At 38.7% G+C, this 25,085-nt stretch carries 30 protein-coding genes; 14 read left to right on the plus strand and 16 right to left on the minus strand.

The window, feature by feature from the left end; all coding sequences use genetic code 11:
- Positions 1-77: 77 nt before the first annotated feature.
- From CDOM16188_RS01060 to CDOM16188_RS01075, 4 genes are all read right to left on the minus strand, one after another.
- Positions 78-272, minus strand: coding sequence for a sigma factor-like helix-turn-helix DNA-binding protein (locus CDOM16188_RS01060; RefSeq protein WP_172197511.1), 195 nt, complete (start codon positions 270-272; stop codon positions 78-80).
- 3 nt (positions 273-275) lie between these two features.
- Entirely contained in the window at positions 276-1,190 is a 915-nt protein-coding gene (locus CDOM16188_RS01065) for an AAA family ATPase (protein ID WP_172197514.1), read from the minus strand.
- Between the two features lie 80 nt (positions 1,191-1,270).
- On the minus strand, positions 1,271-3,874 hold the full coding sequence (locus CDOM16188_RS11455; protein ID WP_172197517.1) for a DDE-type integrase/transposase/recombinase: 2,604 nt from the start codon (positions 3,872-3,874) through the stop codon (positions 1,271-1,273).
- Positions 3,871-4,068 (minus strand): hypothetical protein, encoded by a 198-nt coding sequence (locus CDOM16188_RS01075; protein WP_169976028.1) that lies wholly within the window; start codon positions 4,066-4,068, stop codon positions 3,871-3,873. Before CDOM16188_RS01075 ends, CDOM16188_RS11455 begins: the two co-directional genes overlap by 4 nt.
- A gap of 132 nt (positions 4,069-4,200) precedes the next feature.
- On the opposite strand from CDOM16188_RS01075, the gene CDOM16188_RS01080 reads away from it, so the two are divergent.
- From CDOM16188_RS01080 to CDOM16188_RS01095, 4 genes are all read left to right on the plus strand, one after another.
- On the plus strand, positions 4,201-4,650 hold the full coding sequence (locus CDOM16188_RS01080) for a helix-turn-helix domain-containing protein (protein ID WP_172197520.1): 450 nt from the start codon (positions 4,201-4,203) through the stop codon (positions 4,648-4,650).
- The gene (locus CDOM16188_RS01085) at positions 4,637-5,233 is read left to right on the plus strand and encodes a hypothetical protein (RefSeq protein WP_169976024.1); all 597 of its coding nucleotides are present in this window, start codon (positions 4,637-4,639) and stop codon (positions 5,231-5,233) included. Before CDOM16188_RS01080 ends, CDOM16188_RS01085 begins: the two co-directional genes overlap by 14 nt.
- Positions 5,234-5,556: 323 nt before the next feature.
- On the plus strand, positions 5,557-5,766 hold the full coding sequence (locus CDOM16188_RS01090; protein WP_253908111.1) for a hypothetical protein: 210 nt from the start codon (positions 5,557-5,559) through the stop codon (positions 5,764-5,766).
- Between the two features lie 19 nt (positions 5,767-5,785).
- Positions 5,786-7,132: a multiheme c-type cytochrome gene (locus CDOM16188_RS01095; RefSeq protein WP_169942508.1), complete on the plus strand. Its 1,347-nt coding sequence runs from the start codon at positions 5,786-5,788 to the stop codon at positions 7,130-7,132.
- 75 nt (positions 7,133-7,207) lie between these two features.
- Here CDOM16188_RS01095 and CDOM16188_RS01100 read toward each other — a convergent pair whose 3' ends face one another.
- A complete protein-coding gene (locus CDOM16188_RS01100) occupies positions 7,208-8,137 on the minus strand; it encodes a hypothetical protein (protein WP_172197523.1) in 930 nt (309 codons plus the stop codon).
- 184 nt (positions 8,138-8,321) lie between these two features.
- Between CDOM16188_RS01100 and CDOM16188_RS01105 the strand changes: the two genes are divergently transcribed.
- The 3 genes from CDOM16188_RS01105 to CDOM16188_RS01115 are packed head-to-tail and all read left to right on the plus strand — an operon-like array spanning position 8,322 to position 10,557.
- Entirely contained in the window at positions 8,322-9,395 is a 1,074-nt protein-coding gene (locus CDOM16188_RS01105) for a metallophosphoesterase (RefSeq protein WP_172197526.1), read from the plus strand.
- Positions 9,396-10,196, plus strand: a complete 801-nt coding sequence (locus CDOM16188_RS01110) for a phosphatidylserine decarboxylase (protein ID WP_172197529.1) — start codon at positions 9,396-9,398, stop codon at positions 10,194-10,196. It abuts the gene before it with no gap.
- A gap of 10 nt (positions 10,197-10,206) precedes the next feature.
- Positions 10,207-10,557, plus strand: coding sequence for a hypothetical protein (locus CDOM16188_RS01115; protein ID WP_169942500.1), 351 nt, complete (start codon positions 10,207-10,209; stop codon positions 10,555-10,557).
- Between the two features lie 53 nt (positions 10,558-10,610).
- Here CDOM16188_RS01115 and CDOM16188_RS01120 read toward each other — a convergent pair whose 3' ends face one another.
- The 11 genes from CDOM16188_RS01120 to folD form a co-directional block, all read right to left on the minus strand.
- A complete protein-coding gene (locus tag CDOM16188_RS01120; protein WP_172197532.1) occupies positions 10,611-11,348 on the minus strand; it encodes a DNA alkylation repair protein in 738 nt (245 codons plus the stop codon).
- A 70-nt stretch (positions 11,349-11,418) separates the two neighbouring features.
- On the minus strand, positions 11,419-11,991 hold the full coding sequence (locus tag CDOM16188_RS01125) for a hypothetical protein (protein ID WP_172197535.1): 573 nt from the start codon (positions 11,989-11,991) through the stop codon (positions 11,419-11,421).
- A gap of 288 nt (positions 11,992-12,279) precedes the next feature.
- On the minus strand, positions 12,280-13,383 hold the full coding sequence (gene ychF, locus CDOM16188_RS01130; protein ID WP_172197538.1) for a redox-regulated ATPase YchF: 1,104 nt from the start codon (positions 13,381-13,383) through the stop codon (positions 12,280-12,282).
- Entirely contained in the window at positions 13,383-14,834 is a 1,452-nt protein-coding gene (locus CDOM16188_RS01135) for a leucyl aminopeptidase (RefSeq protein WP_172197541.1), read from the minus strand. The genes ychF and CDOM16188_RS01135 overlap by 1 nt, the downstream gene beginning before the upstream one ends.
- On the minus strand, positions 14,812-15,420 hold the full coding sequence (locus CDOM16188_RS01140) for a DedA family protein (RefSeq protein WP_172197544.1): 609 nt from the start codon (positions 15,418-15,420) through the stop codon (positions 14,812-14,814). The genes CDOM16188_RS01135 and CDOM16188_RS01140 overlap by 23 nt, the downstream gene beginning before the upstream one ends.
- Position 15,421: 1 nt before the next feature.
- Entirely contained in the window at positions 15,422-15,970 is a 549-nt protein-coding gene (locus tag CDOM16188_RS01145) for an adenine phosphoribosyltransferase (RefSeq protein WP_169942487.1), read from the minus strand.
- Positions 15,971-15,984: 14 nt separating this feature from the next.
- Positions 15,985-16,317: a hypothetical protein gene (locus CDOM16188_RS01150; RefSeq protein ID WP_169942486.1), complete on the minus strand. Its 333-nt coding sequence runs from the start codon at positions 16,315-16,317 to the stop codon at positions 15,985-15,987.
- Positions 16,307-16,765: a ribose 5-phosphate isomerase B gene (gene rpiB, locus CDOM16188_RS01155; RefSeq protein ID WP_172197547.1), complete on the minus strand. Its 459-nt coding sequence runs from the start codon at positions 16,763-16,765 to the stop codon at positions 16,307-16,309. Before rpiB ends, CDOM16188_RS01150 begins: the two co-directional genes overlap by 11 nt.
- Positions 16,766-16,865: 100 nt before the next feature.
- The gene (locus CDOM16188_RS01160) at positions 16,866-17,510 is read right to left on the minus strand and encodes a site-2 protease family protein (protein WP_172197550.1); all 645 of its coding nucleotides are present in this window, start codon (positions 17,508-17,510) and stop codon (positions 16,866-16,868) included.
- Between the two features lie 35 nt (positions 17,511-17,545).
- A complete protein-coding gene (gene lepB, locus CDOM16188_RS01165; RefSeq protein ID WP_172197553.1) occupies positions 17,546-18,412 on the minus strand; it encodes a signal peptidase I in 867 nt (288 codons plus the stop codon).
- Between the two features lie 3 nt (positions 18,413-18,415).
- Positions 18,416-19,267 (minus strand): bifunctional methylenetetrahydrofolate dehydrogenase/methenyltetrahydrofolate cyclohydrolase FolD, encoded by an 852-nt coding sequence (gene folD, locus CDOM16188_RS01170; RefSeq protein ID WP_172197556.1) that lies wholly within the window; start codon positions 19,265-19,267, stop codon positions 18,416-18,418.
- Positions 19,268-19,351: 84 nt separating this feature from the next.
- Here folD and CDOM16188_RS01175 point away from each other — a divergent pair, with 84 nt between their 5' ends.
- From CDOM16188_RS01175 to CDOM16188_RS01205, 7 genes are read left to right on the plus strand one after another with little or no spacing between them, the layout of a single operon-like run.
- Complete coding sequence (locus CDOM16188_RS01175; protein ID WP_169942476.1) at positions 19,352-19,723, plus strand: c-type cytochrome; 372 nt, start codon at positions 19,352-19,354, stop codon at positions 19,721-19,723.
- The gene (gene hemL / locus CDOM16188_RS01180; RefSeq protein WP_172197559.1) at positions 19,713-20,996 is read left to right on the plus strand and encodes a glutamate-1-semialdehyde 2,1-aminomutase; all 1,284 of its coding nucleotides are present in this window, start codon (positions 19,713-19,715) and stop codon (positions 20,994-20,996) included. The genes CDOM16188_RS01175 and hemL overlap by 11 nt, the downstream gene beginning before the upstream one ends.
- The gene (locus CDOM16188_RS01185; RefSeq protein WP_169942472.1) at positions 20,989-21,273 is read left to right on the plus strand and encodes an AtpZ/AtpI family protein; all 285 of its coding nucleotides are present in this window, start codon (positions 20,989-20,991) and stop codon (positions 21,271-21,273) included. The genes hemL and CDOM16188_RS01185 overlap by 8 nt, the downstream gene beginning before the upstream one ends.
- Complete coding sequence (locus CDOM16188_RS01190; RefSeq protein ID WP_367649326.1) at positions 21,273-21,881, plus strand: hypothetical protein; 609 nt, start codon at positions 21,273-21,275, stop codon at positions 21,879-21,881. The genes CDOM16188_RS01185 and CDOM16188_RS01190 overlap by 1 nt, the downstream gene beginning before the upstream one ends.
- On the plus strand, positions 21,871-23,067 hold the full coding sequence (locus CDOM16188_RS01195; protein WP_367649327.1) for an MFS transporter: 1,197 nt from the start codon (positions 21,871-21,873) through the stop codon (positions 23,065-23,067). Before CDOM16188_RS01190 ends, CDOM16188_RS01195 begins: the two co-directional genes overlap by 11 nt.
- A gap of 30 nt (positions 23,068-23,097) precedes the next feature.
- Entirely contained in the window at positions 23,098-24,759 is a 1,662-nt protein-coding gene (locus tag CDOM16188_RS01200; RefSeq protein WP_172197562.1) for a flagellar hook-length control protein FliK, read from the plus strand.
- Positions 24,760-24,767: 8 nt separating this feature from the next.
- Positions 24,768-25,034 carry a FlhB-like flagellar biosynthesis protein gene (locus tag CDOM16188_RS01205; protein WP_169942468.1) on the plus strand — a complete coding sequence of 89 codons (267 nt, stop codon included), beginning with the start codon at positions 24,768-24,770 and terminating at the stop codon, positions 25,032-25,034.
- Positions 25,035-25,085 lie beyond the last annotated feature (51 nt).

Genomic DNA, 25,085 nt, shown 5'->3' on the forward strand with positions numbered 1-25,085 from the left:
GCACCCTTTTACAAATATAAAACCGTCTGAACTAACTCCGTAAAATTTCTTTGAGTAATACGCCATAATCCCTCTTATCATCTCATCTCTCCTGTTGTGCCTTCTGCGGCTCTTTTGGCTCTTTCGATCTCTATCATCACTATAGTTTCTCTTATGTTTTTCCACGCGCCTCTATTCTTTGGATGCATTAGTTTTGCGATAGCGGTGCGCTCTATTTGGCGCACTCTCTCGCTACTAATGCCGAGAATCTTAGATATTTCCGCGTGTGTCATTGTTTATTCGTCACCCAGTATCATCATCTCGCTGGCTTCTTCCACCATTTTTTCATCCACTTCGCAGTTTTCGGCTCTGGCTAGCTTTAGGGATTTTTTGTATAACTTTGAGCTTATTCTGAAATTTGCGTAGCCGTTTGTATTTTCGCTCCATTTAAAAATATATGGAGTTTTAAAAATCTTCTCACACTCATCTTTACCAAGCCCACGCATCACCCATTTGCCGCATATTCTGCTGTATAATTGCTTTAATTCGCCGTTTTTACCGCGCAAATTTTTGATGAGGATATACGTGCCGCAAAGTATGATAGGAGTTTGCGTAAAGTCATAGATACGGCGAAGATCTTCAAGACTTCTTACGCTTAAATGTTCAGCCTCGTCTATTAAGATTACCTTGTCGGTATTTGGCTTATTTAAAAAATCCACGATAGCCTTATGCTTGTCGTTTGCCTTCTTGCCGGACAGGCTCAAATTTAGCTTTAACATCAGCTCGTCCAAAAATGCAGCCGCATTAGTATTCAGCGTGGCTTCTATAAGTACCGCATTAGGATATTTTTGCTTTGCGGCTTTCATTATCACGCTTTTGCCTGTGCCCGGTTCTCCGTAGATAACCGCCATCTCGCGATCTTCTATAGTATCGTCTATCACAAACATCGCTCTTGAAAAATCATGCGTATGAGACGGAGTGAAATTTTCATCCTCGTCATCTTTGCCTTTTTTAAGCGCTTTTTGGTTATGATTTCTCATCACTTTTACTATTTCCGTGGCGAGGCTCTCATTATCGCCCGGATATTTTCCGTTTAAAAACTGACTGATCTGTGTAGCGCTGACGCCTATGGCTCTAGCTATAGCGCTTTGAGAGATCGAAGTTTGACTTATAAAGCTTCTTAGCTCGGATCTTACAAGATCTATGTCCATTATTGCTCCTTTTTCATATTTTTAAAAGTTTTTTAAAAGCGTGTTAAATTACATTTTTAACGCCTTTAAAAAGCCTTTAACTAGGCTCGCTTTTGCATCATCCTTTCGACATACCCGCCTTCTTTTTTCTCCTGTTTAGGCTTATCATAGCTTGAGCTTGCTATTCTCTCGTCGCTTATCACGCCGTTTCGAGTTAAATTTGCCGCCTTTTTAGCCTGTATTTTTATGTTTTCACCGGCTTCATTATTGGCGGCTTTAGGCTCAGGGCGTTTTGCGTGCGGTAAGTGTCTATTTGCTATGCCTATTACTAGCTGCTTTTCTTTACTTACGGAGATTCTGGCTTCATCTACGCGTTTTTGCTCTTTTCTTAGCTCTTTTTCAAAGATTTTTTGCTCCGCTTTAGCTTGTTCGGCTGTTACGGGTGCGGCTTCGGTGCTGGTTGCAACTCCTAAAAATTCTCTATCTTTATTAAATACAAACAGTTGAGATATGTTGTTAAGGTTTATAGAGTAATAAATCTCTTTATATTTGAATAAATTTGAGAATACAAAGGTATTTCCTAGGTATTTAATGCCTTTTTTATTGCCGCCTTTGCTTGTTTTTATGCCTCCTATTAAAGACATCACCTCATATTCATGCATATATACCGCCTCGCTTACCTTTTCGTCGTAAAGCTCTCTAGGCAGTGTTTTATCTTTTCCAAAGGCGGTATTGTTTATAGTGCCTTCATTGTATTCATCAAGCAAACGCACTAGATCATCAAGCTGCATTAAATTTTCAAGTCTTGTTTTTTCGCCCTTTTTGGCTCTCTTATCGGCTTTTCCATATAGTCCCTCAAGACCTATTCTCTCACTTACGCATCTTCCTATGTATCCGGCTAAAGCCGCCGTAAATCTGCTTTGAAGCACTCCAAAGCTTCTTTCGACAAACGGCTTTTTCCAGCCCGCGTAAGGTATGACGGCGTGATACTCTATACCTAGGTTTTTAACCGCTTCTTGAACCGCGTTACTTAAAAAGGCTTTGCCGTTATCGCCACGTATTACCCTAGGCTTGCCGTATCTTAGTATGTATTTAGCTACACATCTGGCAACCGCTAGCGAATTTTCGCTTTCGCACACCTCGTATACTCTTACATGGCTATAAATATCTATGATTGAGATTATCTGGAAGCGCTGTTGTATCTTTTTAGCCTCTTCCTTGCTCACTCCAAGCAGTCTTGCGAGTTCCGAGTTTATACAGATCATATCAAGCTTAGTAGCATCGATCTCCACTATCTGATTTATGCTATCGACATTCCAGCTCATATTGCCGATGCCGGGCATCAGCATACCTCTTGCCTTTTCAACTCCGTGCCTTCTTACGATATCCGCAAGCTTATTGTCGTTTTTCCATTTGGATATAAAGCGATAAACACTGCTCATGCTGATAGGTGTCTTGCCTCTGGCGTAAGTTGCGGCGAGTAAATTTACATCAAGCGCATCTCTTACGGCTAGATGTTCGTTTAGCTTCTCCCATATGCTTCCCGCATCTATTCGCTTGTTTGAAGCAAGTATCAGCTCTATGGCTTTATCTGTAAGTCCGTTAGCTTCTATTTGGCACTCTTTATGAGACGTTCGCTTATCTATTAGCCCCTCAAAGCCTTCGCTTTGATAAGCTCTTTGCCAAGCAAACAGCTTGTTTTCAGTAACTTTTATAGAATATGCTTTATTTGAATTTACATACTCTATAAAAGCGGCTGTTTTTCTTCCTTTTGCTTTGGCTCTTGCATAAAGTTTTAATATCTCCTCTTTTTGCAGGGCTTCAATGCCTTTTTTGCTCTCTAGAAATTTAAGTCTTGAGGCGGTATCTTTACCTATACCACCTGCATCATAAACCACAGCATGATTGACAGAATCATTGCCGCTTGAAACATATCCATTGCTATCATCATTGTCTATCTCTCCGCCCATTCGTCCAGTCTGCTCATCCAATCGCTGTATTTTTGCATTCCATACTCGCCCTTTACTATCCACAGGACAAACGACACCATCGAAATTATCGGTATTAGCGTAAAAAAACATATTCTCTTTATCGGTTTCATCTATATTTTCTCCTTTATACTTCGCTTCATTTAAGAGTAAATTACCGCTAGCGCTATTATCGTCATACAGATTATGAATAGTGTGTCCATCTAGGCTCCTTTCACTCTCCATCCATACACCCCGTGATCTGCTATCTTGACCACAAAGCCTTTTTTGCTCATACTCTTTGCAAAATGCAGGAATTTTGACTGCCTCGCTACTTCCGCCTGAGTTAATCGATCCTCTTTTTGCATCATCTGCGCCACTCCTCTTGCTTGGCTTCGTTCCACTCGCCACTTTGCAAGAGGCGTTCTCTCTATCGCGACTGTTTGCATTTTTACTTTCCTTTTGCATGAAATTTAAGCTGCCGATGCTCTCGGTTGCTGCACTTATGGCTTTAACACTCTCAGAGTCCTTAAGCGCATGCACATCGGCAGGTTGAATTTCATCACTTAATTGAATATATTCGTATGCTTTGCCTGTAGAGTTTTTAACCATACGAAACATAAAAATCATATCCTTGACTTTTATATATGCTTTATTTGCATTTGCTGCTTGTTTCGTCTTTTTTCTTATGTTTTGAGGAGTACATGCACACAATTTAGCCACTTCAAAACTATTCACGCACATTCCCTTGTAAGTTCATCTGCACTTTTGATATATTTATGCTTTTTTAAAATTTCAACTATTCGTTTGCTTTTACCATACCCATAAAGAACTTGCTTGAAAGTTTGTAAATTCAAGCTGTGTTTTTTGCAAAAATGAGTAAGCGTTCCATAGTCGTCTTTTATTTTTATACTTACACTATTTTTAAGCATAATTTAAATCCTTTTATATCTTTTTATAAAACTTTTTAGTATTATTTCAATCACTATAAAGTAAAACTAAAATGTATTATATCCAAATGAATATATTATGTCAAGTCAAATGAATATAAAAAAGGAAAGAGTATGGATGTTACAAAAGTGCTAAATAACATCAAGGAAGCATATAAAGCCCGTAATATGGAAGAGTTAGCAAATAAAATGGGTGTTTCTATTTCGACCTTTAATTCATGGAGAAATAGAAAAAATATACCGAAAAAGTATATTCTAGAATGTAGTCGTTTGACTAATTATGACTATGAATGGCTTTTGCACGACAATAACAAATATGCTAAAAATACTTTTATATCGGGCGATAGAAATGTGTATATTGGCAATGATACCAAAATTAATGGAAGTGGTATTATAGGAAGCTCTATAAGTAATAGCCATATAGTAGGCGGCATAATGCCAAACCAAACCAAGCCAGAATATGCAGAACTTTATGACCTTATTAAAGACTATGCAACCCCAAAAATAATTCAAGAATTTAAAGAGAGACTTTTAAAAATTAAGGCTGCTCATGAAGGACATTGATAAAATCAATAAAAGCCTGAAAAAAATAATGTCAAACCCGGAAAATATGAAGCTCATAGGTGGCAATACTAACACAATCATTAAAGGCAACGAAAATCTGGTTGTTTATGGTGACTATTATTTAAATTCTAAAAATATTGTTAGGCCAAAAGTTGAATGCCCGCCTGGCAGTATAACCGAAGAACAAATAAAAAAAATAGATGATCTGATAAAAGAAGTGGCAGAAATAGAAAGTAAGGCTGGATTGCCTAAAGGCCAAGCTATTGGCAAATGGAGAAAAAAATATAAGGACAAATTTAAGTTGCTTGGATATAGATGTCTGCCTGCTGAAAAATTTGACGAAGCAATATCTTGGCTATTGCAATCAAGAGCTAGGCTGCAGCCAAAACTTAGACGTCGAGATAATACACAGTGGCGCAACAATAGATATAAAGGCATATTTGCAAGAGCAAAAGAATTAGGAATCACAAAAGAACAAATTATAATGATAGCAAATAAAAAATTTAATAAAAATATAAAATCTATAAAAGAACTTGGTGAGCAAAATTTAGACAAACTGTATAGATATATTTTTTCACTTTAAGTTGCTTAGGCGGTTGGTTAGTTTTAGTTGCTTAGCTAATAAACAAGTTGCTTAGTTAGTTCGTTAGGGCTTTAAACCTTAAAAAAATAAATTAATTATATTAGTGTTTTATTGATATGTTGTTGCTATGCTTTATTTTATGCATGAATAAAAATATATAATTTAAAGCCCATTTAAACGGCTTTTAAAAGCTTGTAAAAGGTAGTGTAAAATTCCGTAAAACTTTTGTAAAGTAATGTAAAATGAATTTTCGCCACTTTGATTTTAAACAAAATAGCTCTTAATCCCTAAATCTAGGCACTTGCCTAAAATTTTCCCTCACTTTGAATTCTTACAAAACTTTACACATGACCTGTCATTCGAATTTAAAAGAGGCTAATAATCAAGTCGATAAAGCTTGGCTTGCTCATAGGGATTATTTTGCAGGTCATATAAATAAAACCTGTGTTCAGTGCCACAACAACGTGGGACACAAAAATATGGGCATTGAGATTACTAAATACTGGGACAATATAAATGCAAACAATAAATAAAACCTATAAAGGAGGAACAATGTTGAAAAAAGTTGTTGTATTATTAACCTGTCTTTTTTCGTTCGCATTTGCAGAAAGCATTTCGGATGCAAATCTTGTGAAAAACTTAAAAGTCAATCGCAATTTAACTCCGCTTGCTAAAAGCTGCGTTGAGTGCCACGCAAAAGAGACTCCCGGCATCGTTGCTGATTGGAAAAATAGCCGTCACGCGCATGTCGGAGTAAGCTGTACGGATTGTCACTCGCATCCGGCCGATAGTCCTATGGTGGGTAAAAAAGTGCATCCAAAAGATAGCGATAACCACGTGTCGGTTTTGGTAAGTCCAAAAACCTGTGAGAAGTGTCACGCCAATGAAGTTAAGGAATTTAACGAGAGCGGTCACGCAAGAGGTGGTATTCAGGTCTATGCTAAAAAGGGCATGCTTGATCTGATGTATCACTTTGAAGGTAGAGGTCATCCTGATTTGCAAATTTCTCCTGATTCAACAGGCTGTATGCAGTGCCACGGCTCTATCATTAAGATGGACGGCGATAATCGCCCGACTAAAGAGACATGGCCAAACTACGGTATAGGAAACTTATATCCTGACGGCGGAATCGGCGGATGTAAATCATGCCACAGCGGTCATAAATTTGCTATAAGCGAAGCTAGAAAACCTGCAGCCTGTGCATCTTGCCACCTTGGACCTGATCATCCGGATATAGAAATTTACAACAACTCAATGCACGGACATATCTTTAACTCGGAAGGTCATACGTGGAATTTCGACAGCGCTCCTGATACTTGGGCGGTTCCTGATTATAGAGCGCCGACTTGTGCGACTTGCCATATGAGCGGAGTTGGTGAGCTGCAAACTACTCACAACGTTTCAAGACGCCTTAAATGGAATCTTTGGGCGCCGCATAGCGAGCTAAGAACAGGCGGTAACGACACGGCGGTAAGCGAGTATCAAAAAACGGGCAAACTAAATATAGGCACGCCTTTGGCGGGTCACGTAGATGGTCCGGAAGCTGCCAGAAAAGAGATGAAGATGGTTTGTAAAGAGTGCCACGTATCATTGCATACCGATAACTTCTTTGAGATGGCCGATAAGCACGTAATGCTTTATAACGATTATCACAAAGACGCTAAAGCTATGCTTGATGATCTTAAAGCCAAAAAGCTTCTTAAAGAAGATCCTTGGGCGGATGAATTCCAAAGAATTTACTACCACTTATGGCATCACGAAGGTCGCCGTATGAGACAGGGCGCTTTGATGAACGGACCTGATTATGCTCACTGGCATGGAGTTTTTGAGGTGAAGGACGATATCAGAAAACTTCAAGAGATCTATGACAAGAGACTAAAAAGCGGAACGATAGAGTAATTATTTCAAATTAAACGGGCGGGAGATTTCTCGCCTGTTTTAAAATTTACTTTTCAAATAATCTTTTTAAATTTACTATTTTTTAACTCTCATAGCTTTATGAATTTCAAACAAAAGCTCATCGTTTTTATCCATCACGCAATCTTGAACAAAATACCACCAAAAATATCCGCCGATAAAATTTTCATTAAATTTCGGCATATTGTAGTATTTTTTAGCCATATTAACTTTGCTTGTTTTGTTTGCATCTTTGCTCACATTTCCGCATTCTCCTATGCCTAATTTTGAGTTTGGAAATTTTACTTGCAGCTCATTAAAAATATTTTTCCAATCAGGCAAAAATCCGCCATTATCATCTTCGTAGTAGCTTACGAAAACATAGTCTATATTTTGTTTTATATTGCTATTGACATATCTTTCTACCCAATCTAGCATCTTGATTTTTTGAAAATTTGGCGGCGTATAATAAAGCGTTAATGCGCTTAAAGCGTTTTTGCTCAGTATAAATTCATAAGCCGCATTCATTTTATCAACTATCAAATTCAGATCATATCCCAGCCAGCCTTCGCCGTTTATTTCGTTTGCAACCTCCCAAATTTTAACGTAAGGCGCCAAGTTATCATAAGAATCCTCAAAGCGTTTTTTATAGCTTTTAATGTCTTTATATAATTTCATTTCATACGAATCAACGGGCGTTGCCATTATGTAAGCGACTTCATTTATCTTTTTAAACATTTGGATATAGCCTGAAGGATGAGTATCTTTTGACATGACTATCCTTACTACAGGCTTACTTGGCATGCTTTTTAGAGTATTTATGATACCTGATAACTTGACTGCGTCATACCAGTTATCATCTATGGTAACTCCATATAAAAAAGTGTTTTTAAAATCTCGCTTTGCGTTGGTTTGTGTCTGTGTATTTATCTGCTCAAAGTTGCTTGCCTGAATAAAATTTAATGCCAAAAACAATAAAACCACATTTATAAAATAAAATTTTTTCAAAATTTGCGTCCTTTATATATTTATGTTTTTTATTATATCACTTGATTTGATTATGCTTAATAAATTAGATTTTGCTAAATTTGATTGTTTTATTTGGTATTTCGCCGTTTTGTGATAGATATTTAATAATTTTGGATAAATTTATGCGATGTTTTATGTAATTTCTTCACTTATTATAATTTTTATGAATTTTGTTGCCTATAGAGGGCTGTTTGCTAAAACCGAGGGGCGAGGTCTGCACAAATTCCTGCTTGGCGTGTTTTTTGCGACTCTTGCTATGGGCGGTGTGTTGCTTGCTTTTTCGCTTAGGTTTAACTTTTTAAATGCGGAATTTAGACTCGCTTTTTCGCTTATGCTTGCACTTAGCTTTATACTATTTTCATTTGTTCTCTTTTCAAATTTGATTATAGTCGCCTTTAGACCGGTTACGAAGCGTGTTTTTAGCGAAAGTAGGCGTAAATTTTTAAGATTTTATCTTGATGTTACGATATTAATTCTTGCATTTAGCTACTTTTTTAAAGGTATGTATAACGCTTCACACGTCCCTGAAGTAAAACGCCAAAATATCGTGCTTAAGGGACTTAAAAGCCCTCTTAGGATAGCAATGATAACCGATATTCATTTAGGAGATTTTTTAGGAGTTCCTTTTGCTAAGGCTTTGGTTGAGCGTATAAATTTACTAAATGCCGATGCGGTCGTTATAGTAGGAGATATAGCCGATCTTCCTCCAAGCAGACTTGGCGAGTATATAGCTCCTTTTGCCGAGTTTAAATCTCGCTACGGGACATTTTATGCACCGGGAAATCATGAGTATTATAACGGTATTGAAGGAACGCTAAAAGAGATTAAAAAGATCGGTATTCAAATTTTAGGCAATGAAAGCGTGAGCATAGGCGGTATAAATTTAGCCGGAGTTTATGATCTCATCGGCTATAGATATAAATTTTACGAGCCCGATTTAGAAGCCGCTCTTAAAAATACCGATAAGAATTTGCCGACCGTTTTGCTTGCGCATCAGCCTAAATTTATCAAATACATGCATAAAGATGTGGATTTAGTTTTGTGCGGACACACTCACGGAGGACAAATTTTCCCATTTTCGCTTCTTGTAAAGCTTGATCAGAAGTATTTAGCGGGGCTTTATCAAGTAAATGATAAAATGCAGGTGTATGTAAGCAGGGGTGCGGGATTTTGGGGACCTCCCGTAAGAGTGCTTGCACCTAGTGAAATTTCTTTGTTGGAGCTTAAAGGAGAGTAGATGAGAAAGAGGATTTCTCAAATTTTCGGTAAAATTGCAGGAACCGCATTTCCTAAATTTATGCAAGATTTTATAAATTCAAACTACGTCAAATATTTTAAAATCGATATGAGCGAGTTTAAAAGACCTCAAGATTATGAGAGTTTAACCGCGCTTTTTACAAGAGAGCTTGTGATAATGAGAAAATTTGATGAAGCCAAAGAGGTTCTTATCAGTCCAAGCGACGGACTTTGCCTTGAGTGTGGAAAAAGCAACGCGCAAAAGGCTTTAAGCATAAAAGGACGCGAGTATGATATCGCCGAACTTTTAGGCTCGGCTCTTGAAGATAAATTCAAATCAAGGGAATTTGATTATATTAATATCTACCTCTCTCCGCGCGACTACCATCGCTATCACTCACCAAGCGATATGCAAATTTTAAGCGCTCTTTATATCCCGGGAGATCTTTATAGCGTAAGCATAAAGGCTCTTAAAGAGGTTGAAAATTTGTATGCTAAAAACGAGCGTGTGATTCTAAAGTGCAAAATAGGCGAGGGTAAGATACTTTGGCTGGTATTTGTGGGCGCTTTAAACGTAGGCAAGATGAAATTTATTTTTGACGAGCGAATCCAGACAAACGCTACGGCTTCTTTCATACAAAGCTACGAATATGAAAATTTACGGGTTAATAAGGGCGACTTGCTCGGCTACTTCGAGCTTGGATCAACTATTGTGATGATAGCCGAAGACGGTGCGTTAGAGCATAATCTTTTTGAAGGCAAGACACTGAAATTCGGCGAATCTATAGGGTTAATCAAATAAGGAGATCGCGATGGGAACGCAACTTGTGGAAAATTCGGAGCTCAAAGAGACGCTTGAGCTTAAAGAGCATATAGAAAACAACACCGTTGTTGAAATTTGGGAGAATTCGCAGGATTTCGAGCGACTTGCAAGCACTACCGTAAAAACTATGCGATACGTAAACGAAGAGCAGGTTAGGGAGTTTGCGCAGGGGCTAAATCAAATGAACGAAAAGATACTTAGCCTAACCTTTGAAGGGGTTAAAAAACACTATGAAAAACAATCAGAAGGTATCAATAAAAAGCACAAGATTAACCTTGCCTGTGCCTTTGCTATCGGAGCCCTAGTAGGCGGAATTTTAGTTAAGCTATTTTTTGGATAGTTAGCTTACAAATTTATTTTGAGCCAAATTTATCGTACGATTTGGCTCAATAGTTAAATTTTAATTTTTCTTGTGGCGTGTTTTACTATCCACTGCGTGTTTTGATTTGGTGATTTGCTCCAATCAAGCAGTAGCTCTTTAGCGGCATTGAAATTTACCTTTAGGTAGTCAGCGATATTGTTTGCCACCGATCTTTGCACGAATTTTATCTCGTCTTCTTTTAGAATTTCTAAAATTTCAAATACCGGCGAAGGATCATCTATGAAATTTTCAAGCTTGCTCGCCCAAGGAAGCTTTGGACGCAAGCCCTCAGATGCAAGTCTGCGAAGGTGAAAATTTTCTGATTTAGCCCACTCTTTCATGACTTCTAGAGTCTCCTTGGGATATTTTCTTATAAAAGCTCTTATCGCGTATTCACCCGTATTTCGCTTGGTTATCTCAGAAATCGCCTCTATGGAGGTTTTAAAGTCGTTAATGCCATAAATTTCAACGAATTTGCCCATAGGCAGCACCCAGTAATACTGCTTAAACATGCCTGTTTCGTTTGGATTTTCTTCACCTAAAATGCTTGTTAAAATTTCTATTTGGCTTTTGTAGTCCAAATTTAGCGTAGAGTTAAGTTCTCTTGCGTGAAGCTCTATCCTGTCTGAATATGCTAGGTCATTAACCTTGCTTGCTATATTTTTTATATATTTTTGCTCGTCAAATTTTGGATAAACGGCTTTGATCTTACCCGATAAAAGCTCTGCTAAATTCACGCCAAAATGTTGCGCTAAACTATAATCACTCATTGAATTCCTTTTTAAGATTAAACTAAAACTCAAATCCGTCAAAGCATATAAATGACGGATTTGATTTGGATTATTTGCAAGTTATATTTGGAAAATCAGTTTTAATCACGCTTAGTTTTTGATCTATAAAATTTGTAATAACTTTTTCGTCCGTATCGCTACTGAATTTAACCGCATAGTGCGTAGCTACAAGTCCGCAATCAAGCTTTTTGGTTTGGATTAAATTTATCTCATAGTTATCAAAATTCTTATCTCCTTTTACGGGATAATAGATCGTATATCCTTGATATTCTTTATCCGAGATATTTTTAAACTCAAATTTTGTCTTGCCAAACTGCCCGCTTTTTAGAGTATTTTCAAAAATCTTTTTATATGCTTTGATTTCAGCTTTGCTATCTAAGCTTACGCTAATTAGTTTGCTCCAGCCGAAGTTTTTTTCGTTTTCAAGATAAAATTCCGCTGTTTTTAAATTTTGCCCTTTAAGCGTAAAATTTGATCCGTATAATTCAATATTTTTAGGCAAATTTATCAGTTCAAGATCGCTCATAGGAGGCTGAATCTTATATGATGTAGATTCTGTGCAACCTGTAAAAAATAGCGCAATAGCAGCGCAACTTAGAGCAAAGATACCTTTTGTTTTCATAAAATTTCCTTTTTGTGTTTGTAAAATTTAAATTAGCAAAGGCCAATTATATCAGATTAAATTGCGAAGTTAAATCCATACTAAAGTACTACGAGTAGGATTTTTAAAATTCAAATGAAGATACAATACTAAGGATAGAAAAATGATATTGAAGCAGACCCAAAAAAGTTTAATTAATGATTAAATTTTGCTTATTCAAGTAAAACAATGCGGCAAAAATCATAAAAGCTAGCCAAGGTGTGTTTAAACAGCCTCGACCAGCTTTATTAAAATTTACCACTTTTGTCGTTAGACATTAAACCTAAAGTGCATTACATCGCCGTCTTGCACGATATACTCTTTGCCTTCAAGACGCATTTTGCCGGCTTCTTTTGCGCCTGTTTCGCCGTTGCAAGCTATGTAGTCATCATAGCTGATTACTTCTGCTCTGATAAAGCCTCGCTCAAAGTCGTTGTGAATTACGCTTGCGGCTTTTGGAGCTTTCCAGCCTTTTGTGATCGTCCATGCTCGCACCTCGACAACGCCTGCGGTAAAATAGCTTATCAAATTTAGTTTAGCAAAGGCGGTGCGAATGATCTTTTCAAGACCGCTTTCGTTTGCGCCAAGCGAGCTTAAAAACTCATGCGCTTCTTCATCGCTTAGCCCTACAAGCTCCTCTTCTATCTTGGCGCATAGTTTTATCACCTCATGCCCTGAACGAGCGGCAAATTCGCGAAGTTTTTTTACATACTCATTATCTTCGCTAATGCCTTCCTCGTCGACATTTGCGCCATATATTACTTCTTTTGCGCTAAGTAGTCTTAGCTCTTTATTTAAGGATACAAACGCCTCTTCTTCTCTGTCTTCAAAGCTACTTGCGCTCTTGCCATCGGTTAAGTGGGCTAAAAGCTTGGTTGCTATTTCAAGCGCTTCTTTTGCGCCTTTTTGATTGGCTTTTGCATCTTTATTCAGGCGTTCGATTTTTTTGTTTAGCTGCTCGATATCGGCTAGGATGAGCTCGGTTTCTATGATTTCTACATCTCGTACCGGATCTACGCCGCCTTCTACGTGAGTGATGTTTTCATCCTCAAAGCAGCGCACGATATGAAGTATGACCTCGGTTTCTCGGATGTTTGAAAGAAATTTATTTCCAAGCCCTTCTCCTGAGCTTGCGCCCTTAACAAGCCCTGCGATATCGACAAAATCTATAGTAGAATACTGAATTTTATTTGGATTTACGATTTTAGCTAGCTCGTTTAATCTCTTATCAGGCACCGGCACGACGGCCTTGTTTGGTTCGATCGTGCAAAACGGGTAGTTTGCGCTCTCTGCGTTTTGCGCCTTTGTAAGAGCGTTAAAAGTAGTTGATTTGCCGACGTTTGGAAGCCCTACTATGCCTACTCCAAGACCCATTACAGCTCCTTTGCAAGTGCGTTAAGGTAGTATAAATTCATTCTTACGCCCGCACCCGTTGCACCTGATTGGTTATATCCCCACGCTTTTTCGGTATATGCAGGACCTGCGATATCTTGATGAATCCATTTATCTTTAAACTCTTCTTTTATGAATTTATCAAGGAATATGCCGGCCGTGATGGCTCCGCCGTATCTACTTGAAGCGGTGTTACTAACGTCTGCTATCTGGCTTTTTACAAGCTCTTTTAAAAAGCGGTTAAATTCTAAGATAGAAGCAAATTCACCGCTTTTTGCGCTTTTTGCCTTAAGCTCGCTCTTTAGCTCCTCGTTATTTCCCATAAGCCCTATGGTGTATTCGCCAAGACCCACTACGCAAGCGCCCGTAAGTGTCGCCATATCGATTAAGATATCAGGCTTTAGCTCTTGCGCCCAGCTTAGGCAGTCAGCAAGCACCAAACGACCTTCTGCGTCCGTGTTTCTTACTTCTATGCTTACTCCTGAGCGTGAGATCAGTACATCATCAGGCTTGTAGGCGTTTCCTCCTATCATATTTTCAGTAGCTCCGCAAACAGCGTGAATTTCAAAAGGCAGCTCAAGTTCGCTTGCTCCCTTAATGATACCAAGCGCCGCCGCCGCTCCGCCTTTATCGGCTTTCATCGTAAGCATATAATCAGCAGGCTTTAAGCTAAGACCACCGCTATCGTATGTTAAGCCTTTGCCTACAAATACGATCTTCTTTTTAGGAGATTTTGGCTTATAGACAAGATGTATTAGGCGAGGAGGATGCACGCTTGCGCGATTTACGGCTAAAAATGCGTTCATATTCTCTTTTTTTAGGAATTTTTCGTCGTAAATTTTGCATGTTACGTTTTTTAAATTTTTAGCTAGAATTTGCGCATCTTCAGCCATTTTTACCGGAGTGTAAATTTCAGGAATTTCATTTACGATATCTTTTGTGAAATTTGCCGCATTTGCCATTATCTCACCATGTTTGATACCAAGTTGGGCTTTTGATATATCAACTTCTTTGCCGTTAAATTCCTCCGAGCTAAAGATAATCTCATCTAATGCGTAAGCTTCTTTTTTCTCTTTGTATTTGTTAAATTCGTAAGCTCCAAGTACAAAGCCCTCAACCAAGCTTTGAAAGCTCATTTTGGTGCATTCGCCAAGATAGCTTGCAAGCTTGAGTTTTTTGACGTTTAGCCCCTTAACGGCGTTATAAGCTTTTGCCGCAGCTAGTCTAAATTCCTCAAATTCAAGTTCGGCTAGCGGCATATAAAGTCTTGCATTTTCTATGAGAAGTAGGGGGCTATCGCCTTTGTAGTTGCTAAATTTAAAGCTTTTGTCATCTTTTATAAATTTATGCTTTAAATTTTTATCTACGACAAAAATCAGCTCCAAGTCAGCCTTTATCTTATCGATAGGTTTATTGATTATGTTGAATTTCATTTTTTCTTACCTTTCTTTCTTTTAAAATTTTATCCTCAATCCTCTTAAATCCGTAAAGCAGAGTGCCCAAAAATCCAAGCACGATAGGGATTGCTATATACCAGTGCTCTTTGGCGTGCTTTAGCATGATTAAAATTTCCTCGCCCAGATACCAAGCAGGTATTATCGTTATAGCCGCCCAGCACCACGCGCTTATTAAATTTATAAATGCGTATTTTTTTGCGCTGTATCTTGTTATGCCTATACTCATCGGAATGATCACGCGAAAACCGTACATATAGCGCTGTATGAAGATGATAGGCCAGCCGTATTTTTTAAGTAAGATGTGCGCTATAGCGAATTTTCGCCGCTGCTTTGCCAGCTTTTTGGCTATGTATCTTTTGTTGTATCTGCCTAGATAAAAATATACCTGATCGCCCGCAAAACCGCCAAGCCCCGCGATAAATATCGCTAAAGGCAGATCCATGTGTCCCGAGTGTGCCAGAATTCCGCCCATTATAAGAGCCATCTCACCTTCCATCATGCACCATAAAAACAGCACGATGTAGCCGTATTTGGCAAGAAGTTCGATTAGGAATTCTTCCATTTCAAACCTCTAAAATGCTATAAATTTTAGTAAGCGGTTTTAAAATTTCACTTCCTTTAAGCTCTTTTAAATCTATCAAAAAGCAAGCCTCAACGCATTTAGCATCAGTTTGATTGATAAGCTCAACTGAGGCTTTTGCAGTTCCTCCCGTTGCTATAAGATCATCTATCAAAAGAACTCTTGCACCCTTTTTGTTGCCAAAGGCGTCTATGTGAATTTCTATCTCATCGACTCCGTATTCAAGAGAGTATTTTTGAGAAATAGTTATGTATGGAAGTTTTTTAGGCTTTCTTATCGGCACGAAAGGCACTCTTAGCCTAGCTGCAAGCGCAGCGCCGAAGATAAATCCGCGAGATTCGATTCCTGCGATAAAATCTATATCAAGCTCTTTGTATCTCTCAACCAAGTGATCCATAAGCAGATCAAAAGCCTCTTTGTTGTTTAAAAGTGTCGTTATATCGCGAAATACGATACCCGGCTTTGGGAAGTCATTAACGCAACGAATAGAGTCTAATAAAAATTTTCTTTGCTGTGGAGTTAGTTCTTTCATATCATTCCTTGAATTTATAATAATGCTTCGATTTTGCCCTCAAGCTCACGTATGCGCTGCCTGAGTTTTTCGTTTTCCAGTCTGTATTGAGAATTTCTTGTGCGAAGAGCGTTTGCGTCGTTTTTTACTTTGTTTAGCTCATCGGTTAGGATGTCGATATTTCCAAGGCTTCTTTGAAGCTGCACCTGAAGCTTTCTTATAACTACTTCGGTGTCTTGCAAATTTCCTTTCATGAAGTCTTTTGTGGAGCGCTCTTTTTTAAGTAGTGTTTTAAAGTAAAATACCATAACGGCAAGGTAGATGCAAATGCAGATTAAAAATGTTAAGACTAGCCAATCAGAGATCATTTTTTGCCTCGCAACAGCTTAGTTTATCAACTCTTCTTGCGTGTCTTCCGCCTGCAAATTCGGTCGAGAAAAAGGTCTTAACCATCTGCTTTGCGTCCTCTGAATTTGTCGTTCTTGCACCAAAGCAAAGCACGTTTGCGTTATTGTGTTCGCGCGCCATAGTGGCGGTGTAGGTATCGTGACATAGTGCGCAACGGAGATTTTTATGCCTGTTTGCAGCGATTGATATACCTATGCCCGTTCCGCATATAAGTATGCCGTATTCTTCTGCTTGGCAGATATTTTTGGCCATCAAATTTGCAAAGTCCGGATAATCGACACTTGTAACGGCGTCGTTTGTGCCAAGGTCGATTGCGTCAAAATTTAGCGTTTTTAAAAACGCTTTTATCTCCTCTTTAAGCTCAAATCCTGCATGATCGCTTGCTATAAAAACTTTATTGATATTCATAAATTTTCCGTGATTTAAAAATGTCTGATTATAGCAAATGTAGGATTAAAGAAAGATTTTACTGCCGAATTTAGAGCAAATTTAGGAGAAAATTTAAGCCCTAAAGCATATTTCTAAACAGGGCGAATACATATCTTATAGGATAAAATACTTGTTGGCTGATAGGCGAGATCACAATGATAACAAGCACTATCATGCCGTATTTTTGTGCGCTTGATAGTAGATTTGCCACACTTTGTAAATTTAACATCCTAAATAGATACTCAAGCGCTTTTGAGCCGTCAAGCGGAGGGATAGGGTAGAGATTAAACATCCCCAAGATCAAATTTACGGCCATCAGCATAAAGAAAAACTGTATCAAAATAGACGACACAAGCCCGCTTTTGATAGCAAAAAAGGCTAAAATCGCAAGGATGAAGTTATATATGATCCCTGCTAAAGAGACCAAAATAGCAGCCTTGTATCCGCCGTTTCTTATGACGGTGTAGGTATTTACTGGCACTGGCTTTGCCCAGCCGATCACAAATCCCGTGCTTAGATACAAAAGCGCAGGAACTATGATGGTGCCAAGGGGATCTACGTGTCTTATCGGATTTATACTAAGTCTGTTTTGATTTTTGGCCGTTGTGTCGCCAAATTTATACGCTACAAATCCGTGAGCTATCTCATGACCCACGATAGCGATGGTTAGAGCTACGACTAGAGTTGCTATCTCTACTATGTCGATATTTTCAAGCACACTCACTATCAAATTCCTTTAATTTTTGCGAGAATGAAATTTTACTCGATCCTATCGCCGTCATCATGCCTCTCATCTCTTGCGGTTTTAGCAAATTCAGGCTCGTTTTGTATAGTGTCTATAAGCCTTCCTATGCGGTTCCATCTGATCTTATAATCATCATCAAGCGAGAAGTAGATGAACCACGGCTTGCCGACTATGTCTTTATACGCAACGCTTCCCCAAAAACGACTGTCGTTTGAGTGGTCGCGGTTATCGCCCACCATGAAATACTCCTCATCTGGCACTTTAAAATAAAACGCATTAAATGGAAGCTCGTTTATCTTTGGCAAATTATCTATTATCACAGGTTGCATGGCAAATTTTCCTGCGTTTAAGTAGTATAAGGCTTGCTCGAAGAGATTTATCTTCTCGTCGTATTGAATTCCCGGAAAATCATAAGGCTCTTTTACGAAATTTTTGCCTGCAAAATTTACGATTTTTTCGCTTGGATAGTTTGCTTTGATAAACTCATCCCCTTCGTGCGGACGAAGAAACATCTGCTTTTCGCTAAATACAACCTCATCGCCGCCGAGTGCGAAATTTCTTTTTACGTAGTGGATTTTTTCGTTGTGCGGATATCTAAAGACCACGATATCGCCGCGCTTTGGACCTTCTCCGTTTATAAGGTGTCCGTTACCTCTAAAATCAGGTAGCACCTTAACTTCAAGCCAAGGAATGCGAGGTGTCGGCACTCCGTAGCTAAATTTCTTGACAAATAGATGATCGCCTATCAAAAGCGTGTGTTTCATAGAGCCTGAAGGGATAACAAAGGCTTGCGCAACGAAAAATATTATAAGTAGGACGATTACTACGGTGCCTGTCCAGCTGTTTGAGAAATCTAAAAATTTATTAAATGCTTTTTTCAAAATTTACGCCTTTTTTACTCTGTTTTTGGCTGATTTTATGGTGTTTGAAAGCAGCATGGCAATCGTCATCGGACCCACTCCGCCGGGAACCGGCGTGATGTAAGAGCATTTTGAAGCTACTTTATCAAAATCCACATCACCTACAAGTCTTCCGTCATCAAGTCGGTTTATGCCCACATCTATCACGATAGCACCATCTTTTACCATATCTTCGGTTACAAAAAACGGCTTTCCTATCGCAGCTACGAGGATGTCTGCGCTTTTGCAAATTTCTTTTAAATTTTTAGTTTTACTATGAGTTACGGTAACCGTTGCGCTTGCGTTTAGGAGCAAATTTGCCATAGGTTTGCCTACTATATTGCTTCTTCCGATTACACAGGCGTTTTTGCCGCTTACATCTATGTCGTACTCTTTTAAAATTTCCATTATGCCAAGCGGTGTGCAAGGCACAAATCCGTCAAGTCCGCTTGAAAGTTTGCCGACGTTTATCGCGTGAAAGCCGTCTACGTCTTTGTTTGGACTTATGCTTTCTAAAATTTTATCCGTGTTGATGTGCTTTGGAAGCGGAAGCTGGACTAAAATTCCGTCTATGCTATCGTCTAAATTTAAAAGATCTATTAGCGCCAAAAGCTCGCTTTGAGTTGTTTGTTCGGGCAGCCTGTGCATGATGGATTTGATCTCGCAAGCGTGGCAGGCTTTTTCTTTTGAAGCGACGTATGTCTGGCTTGCCTTGTCCTCTCCAACGAGTATCACCGCAAGAGCAGGCTCAACGCCTAAATTTTTAAGCTTCACGGCTTCGTTTTTAACTCTTTCTTTCATCTTTGCGCTTACGGCTTTTCCGTCTAGCAAAATCATAACCAATCCTTTATGCTGTTTTAATCACAAAGATTGTATCATAGCTAATTTTATATTAAATTTTACAAAAAACGAAAAGGGCGTATGAGAAAATTTATTCTGCCGATCTTGCTTTTTAACTGCGTTTTTGCAAGCGATTTTATAACCAAAAACGAATACGCCAAGATGCTTTACTCAAACCCGCGCGGCATAGGATGCGATAAGTGCCACGGCAAAAAAGGCGAAGGTGCGCTCATAGCTAAATTTAAGCACTTTGACAAAAAGAAAAACGAAATGGTTGATGCAGAACTAAAAGCTCCTCGTATCAACAACCTTGATTTTTGGAAATTTAGCGAAGCTTTAAAGCGCCCAAAAGACGTTATGCCAAGCTATTTTTTAACAGATGAAGAGACGCTTTTATTATACGAATATGTAAAAAATTTCAATGATGATAAGGACAAAAAAGATGACAAATAAAGAGGCTTTCAAAGAGGCAAAGAGCTATATTCCAGGTGGCGTAAATTCGCCTGTTCGAGCATTCGGTAGCGTTGGCGGCGAGCCATTTATGGTAAGTTACGGCAAGGGCGCTTATCTTGTGGATGTAGAGGGAAATCGCTATCTTGACTTTATTCAAAGCTGGGGACCGCTTATATTTGGACACTGTGATAAGGATATAGAAAATGCGGTTATAGAAACGGCTAAAAGAGGGCTTAGCTTTGGCGCGCCTTGTGAGCTTGAGACGAAACTTGCTAAGCTTATTTGCGATGAGTTTGAAAATGTAGAAAAAATTCGCTTCGTAAGTTCAGGCACTGAAGCTACGATGAGCGCAATAAGAGTTGCGAGAGGATACAGTAAAAAAGACGGACTTATCAAATTTGAAGGTTGCTATCACGGTCATAGCGATGCGCTTTTGGTTAAGGCGGGAAGCGGCGCTACTACTTATGGAAACGCTTCAAGTTCGGGAGTTCCTGAGGATGTGGTGAAAAATACTTATTTGGCTAAATATAACGACCTTGCAAGCGTTGAAGCGATATTTAAAAGCGGTGCGCAAATAGGAGCGGTGATAATCGAGCCGATAGCCGGAAATATGGGTCTTGTGCCTGCTTGCAATGAGTTTTTAAAAGGGCTTAGAGCGCTTTGTGATGAGTATAAGGCGGTGCTTATCTTTGATGAGGTGATGAGCGGCTTTAGAGCAAGCAAGCACGGATCGTTTGAGTTTAATAAAATAAAAGCCGATATGGTAACTTTCGGTAAAGTTATAGGCGGAGGTATGAGTGCGGCTGCATTTGGCGGAAAAGCCGAGATAATGGATTGCTTAAGTCCTGACGGCGCCGTTTATCAAGCGGGCACGCTAAGTGGAAATCCTGTTGCTATGGCTGCAGGAATAGCTTCAATTAGCAAAATTTATAAAGACGAAAAGCTCTATGATAGGCTCGGCTTACTTGCCAAGATGCTTGTTGAGGGCTTTAAAGAGGCTGCCGATAAAAACGGCATAGATCTGCAAATTTGTACTCGCGGCTCTATGTTTGGCTTTTTCTTTACAAAAGACGAGGTTAAAAACTACGACGACGCGCTAAAGAGCGATACGAAAATGTATGCCAAATTTCACAGAGCTATGCTAAATCGCGGCGTTTATCTTGCTCCTAGTCAGTTTGAGACGGGATTTATCTGCTCGGTAATGAGCGAAGATGAGATAAAATTTGCCGTAGATATGGCTAATGAGGCATTTAAAGAGATAAAAAATGGCTAAACTGAAAATAGGCGAGGTCGTAAAGGGAGCCGAGCAGTTAAGCCTTGGAATTTCCATAGTCGTAGCGCTTGCAATAGGCGCAGGACTTGGATTTTGGGTAATGAAAGAAACAGGCTGGACTTGGGCGCTTTTTGCGGGATTTGCCCTTGGTATTGCAGCTGCTGTTTTAAATGTAAAAAAAGCCTATGATAAGCAGATGAAGAGCTTTGAAGAGTTAAAGGATGAGAGTAAATTTAAGCCCGCAAAGAGCGATAAAGACGACGAGGAAGATGAGTAGTGCTCATTGATAAAAGGCTTTTTTTCGTTTATGGCGGATTTGAAATTTTGCTTTTGATAAGCTCGTTTTTTATGGGTAAAAGCTGGTTTTTTAGTTCGCAAGTTGCATTTTTTGGCTCGATTTTAATACTGCTGGCAAGTTTTAGAAGCTATAAAAATCGCGTCCTTTCAAAGGTGGAAGAGGCTAGGCTTACTTTGCAAGACGATGATGAAGATGAAATTTGGGGCGAGAGTTCGCAAGATGACTTAAAAGCTAAATTTGAAGCTAAGGCGAAAGAATTTAGGGTAAATCAAGCTAGCGAAGTTGATGAAGGCTCAAATTTGGCTTCTCACAAGCATCCTCAGACTGATAAAAAAGAGGAAAATTTAGAAAATTTAAGCGCAAAAGAGCTTTTAAAAAGAGAAAAGCGGCTTGCTAAAAAAAATATAAAATTTGAGAATTTGCAAACTGCATTTGTGCCGTTTAGACTTATGGCTTATGCGTTTTTGGTGGTCGGATTTTTGGCGTTAAACAGAAACGAAGTTTTTGATATGACGGCATTTTTGCTTGCTCTTGGGGTTATGCCAGTGGGAGCTTTGGTGTATGGAGTGATTGTTCGTGGCGATTAGTAGTAAAAGGACGATAAAGACGATGGGGCCGCTGTTTGTCGGCATTTCGTTTTTGTTTATCGGAAACGGTCTTGTGATAAGTTCGGCGGGTATAGAGCTTAAAATAATGGGCGCAGGCGAGCTTGCGACAGGCCTTGTAATAGCCGCGTTTTTCATAGGAGCCATGCTTAGCACCATAATGTCGCACAAGATTGTTTCAAAAGTAGGACATATCAGAAGTTTTGCGATATTTTCATCGCTTTTTGGCATTTCCGCGATGTTTCATGAGTTAAGCTCAAATTTATACTTTTGGTCGCTACTGCGAGGTTGTCTTGGATTTTGCTATTACTCTATCTTGATGATAGTTGAAAGCTGGCTTAACGAAAGAGCTAGAAACGAAGTTCGCTCGCGCGTGATAGCCTTTTACGAGATCGTATTTTACGTTTGCTTCGGACTTGGAATTTTAGTACTTAGTCTTGATCTTAGCTCTTCGGAGATTTTTTTGATAAGTGCGGCTTTTATCCTGATATCAAGTATACCTTTAAATTTAGTTCGCATAAAAGAGCCTCCGATACCTGAGCGTAAAAACATAAGCATACCTAAAATTTTCGCTCTCGTGCCGCTTGCCTTGATCACGAGCATAGTAGCGGGAGTGCTTGTAAATGGGTTTTTTTCCATGGCTAGCGTTTATATCTTGCTTCAAGGATTTAGTCCTAAAGAGGTGTCGTTTTTTATGACGATTGCGATGGCGGGAGGATTTATCGCGCACGGTATCATAGGCGGAATTTCAGATAAATTCGGTAGAAGACCCGTTATCATCGGATGCTCTCTTGTCTCTCTTGCGGCTGCGATTATTTTTGTGAAATTTGATTTAAGTATAAATTTACAATACGCATTGTCGTTTTTCTTGGGCTCAGGCGTGTTTTGCCTATACGCTCTTGCGCTTGCCAGAGCAAACGATATGCTCGTGCATAAATCAAAATCGATCGAAGTAGGGCGCGCGATACTTTTTAGCTACTCTATCGGCTCGCTGTTTTCGCCTGTTATTATGGGTGTGGTTATGAGTTTTTACGGAGCTAGCGGGTTTATGTGGGTTTATGTCGTGCTTTTAACGCTTTTGATACTATTTGCCCTTACTCAAAAAACGGTTCCTGAAAAATATCGCAAAAGCTTTGAGCATAGTCCAGGAACTATGGCAAATAGCTAAAATAAAATCGAATTTCGGCGATTTATCGGTATGGAAATAACTAAAAATTTAATCACAAAAGGCGCAGGGGTAGAAAACAGACCCCTTAATAAAAATAGTGACACAAAGGGTGTCGGCTCGCTTTTTAAAAATCAGCCAAGCCCTTCAAATCAAACTCAAAGCGAAGTAATTGCTGAAAAAGGCTTGCAAGATCTTGATAGACTTGTAAATCGCTTGTTAAACGAGCTAAAATCAAATCCTAGCGAAGCAAAACTGGCAGAGATCACAAATCATGCTAAGAGCCTGCAAGTGTCGCCGAATTTGGCTAAAGATCTTAAAAATCTTATAGCTCTAGCCGAGCAAAATCCGGAACTAAAAGAGCTTGCGCAGAAGCTAAAAGCGTTTTTAAAGCCTATTGGTGAGCTTAAGGGCTCTTTGCTTAACGAGCAGATAAAAAGCTCAGGCGTCATGCTTGAAGCAAATTTAAAAGATCTTCTTGTAAATAAAAACACTCTTCCAAGCTCTATAAATAAGCTATTAGGAGATATAAAAAATCTTTCTAATCCAAAGCTTTTAAATGAAATTTTAACTCTTGCAAAAGACGATACTTTAAGTACAAACGCAAGTTTTAATAAACTTTCTGAAATTTTAAACAGTGCTAAAGCGCAAAACAAAGAAATTCTTAATTCTTCAAATATAAAGCATCTGCTAACACAAAGCTCTAAGCTTGAAAATATGGCTAAATTTTTAGATAAGCAGGCAAATTTAATGAATCAAAAAGGACTTGCTTTAAGCGAGGAGAGTGTAAAAACCAAGCTTTTAAAAATCTCTGAAATTTTAATAAATTTAAAAGAAAAACTCCCAAGTATAGCGGGTGAAAAGCTAGCGCAAAGCAAAATTTATAGCTCAAATTTAAAAGAGCTTTTAAGCGCCGTAAACGAGCTTGAAAAGTCCGTTGAAAGTACTCTAAAGCAGTCAAATTTGATAAATTCCTTTGGAGAGCAAATTTTAAATCGTTCCAACGCAAGCGAAAATTTAAGCCTTCAAGATATGTTAAAAACCGTTGCTAAAAGGCTAAATCAAGCTCTAATGCTGGCTGATAAGGCGGGATTTGACGCCAAGAGCGGACTTGATGAAATTTCAAACCTCTTTAAGCAACAAAATTTAGCCCAAAAAGATATCGAGCTAATAAAGCCAAAGATTACAGAAGATGCTATAAAAACGCTTCAAAACGATGCAAAAAGCATGCTTTTAAATATCCAAAACAAAAGCGAACCAAACTCTCAAATCAATCAACTAAGCTCAAAACTGCTTGCGCAAATCGAGATAAATCAACTCGTCTCAAGCGTAGCCGGCGGACTTCAAACCTATCTTCCTTATGTCTGGGACGGAGTTGATGGAGGAAATATATCCTTTAAACGCGGCAAAAAGCAAAAGCATTACGCGCAAATCGATCTAAATTTTCAAAAATTCGGCGCCATAAATATAATGGTAGGATTAAGCGAAAAAAAATATCTTGATATATCAATAGCTACGCAAAAAGATGAGTTTAAAGAGCTGATTTTAAGCGGCACGAAAGAGCTTAAAAAGGCTATAAGCGATCAGGGTCTGATAGTATCAAATTTTAGTCTAAAAACGTTGCCAAAGCTTTTGGCAAATTCCGCTTATACGGGATTTGACGGGCTTGATATGGGCTTTGATAAGAAAATTTAGGAGCTTGTTTGGCTAAGATAAAAACAAAAAAAGCTGTCGCTCTTGGTTATAATAAAGCCAAAGATAACGCTCCAAAAGTGCTTGCAAGCGGCTCCGGGGAGGTGGCTAAAAACATCATAAATTTAGCCAAAGAGCATGATATACCTATTAAAGAGGACGCCGATCTTGTCGAGCTTTTAAGCAAAGTGGATATAAATGAGGAGATTCCGCCGAATTTGTATAAGGCGGTGGCTGAAATTTTTAGCTTTTTATATAAAATGACGAATAAAAAATAAATTAAATTTAAATATATTGCGTTTTTAAGATATAATGCGCAAAATTAAAAA

This window comes from Campylobacter sp. RM16188, from assembly GCF_012978795.1.
Lineage (GTDB): Bacteria > Campylobacterota > Campylobacteria > Campylobacterales > Campylobacteraceae > Campylobacter_A > Campylobacter_A canis.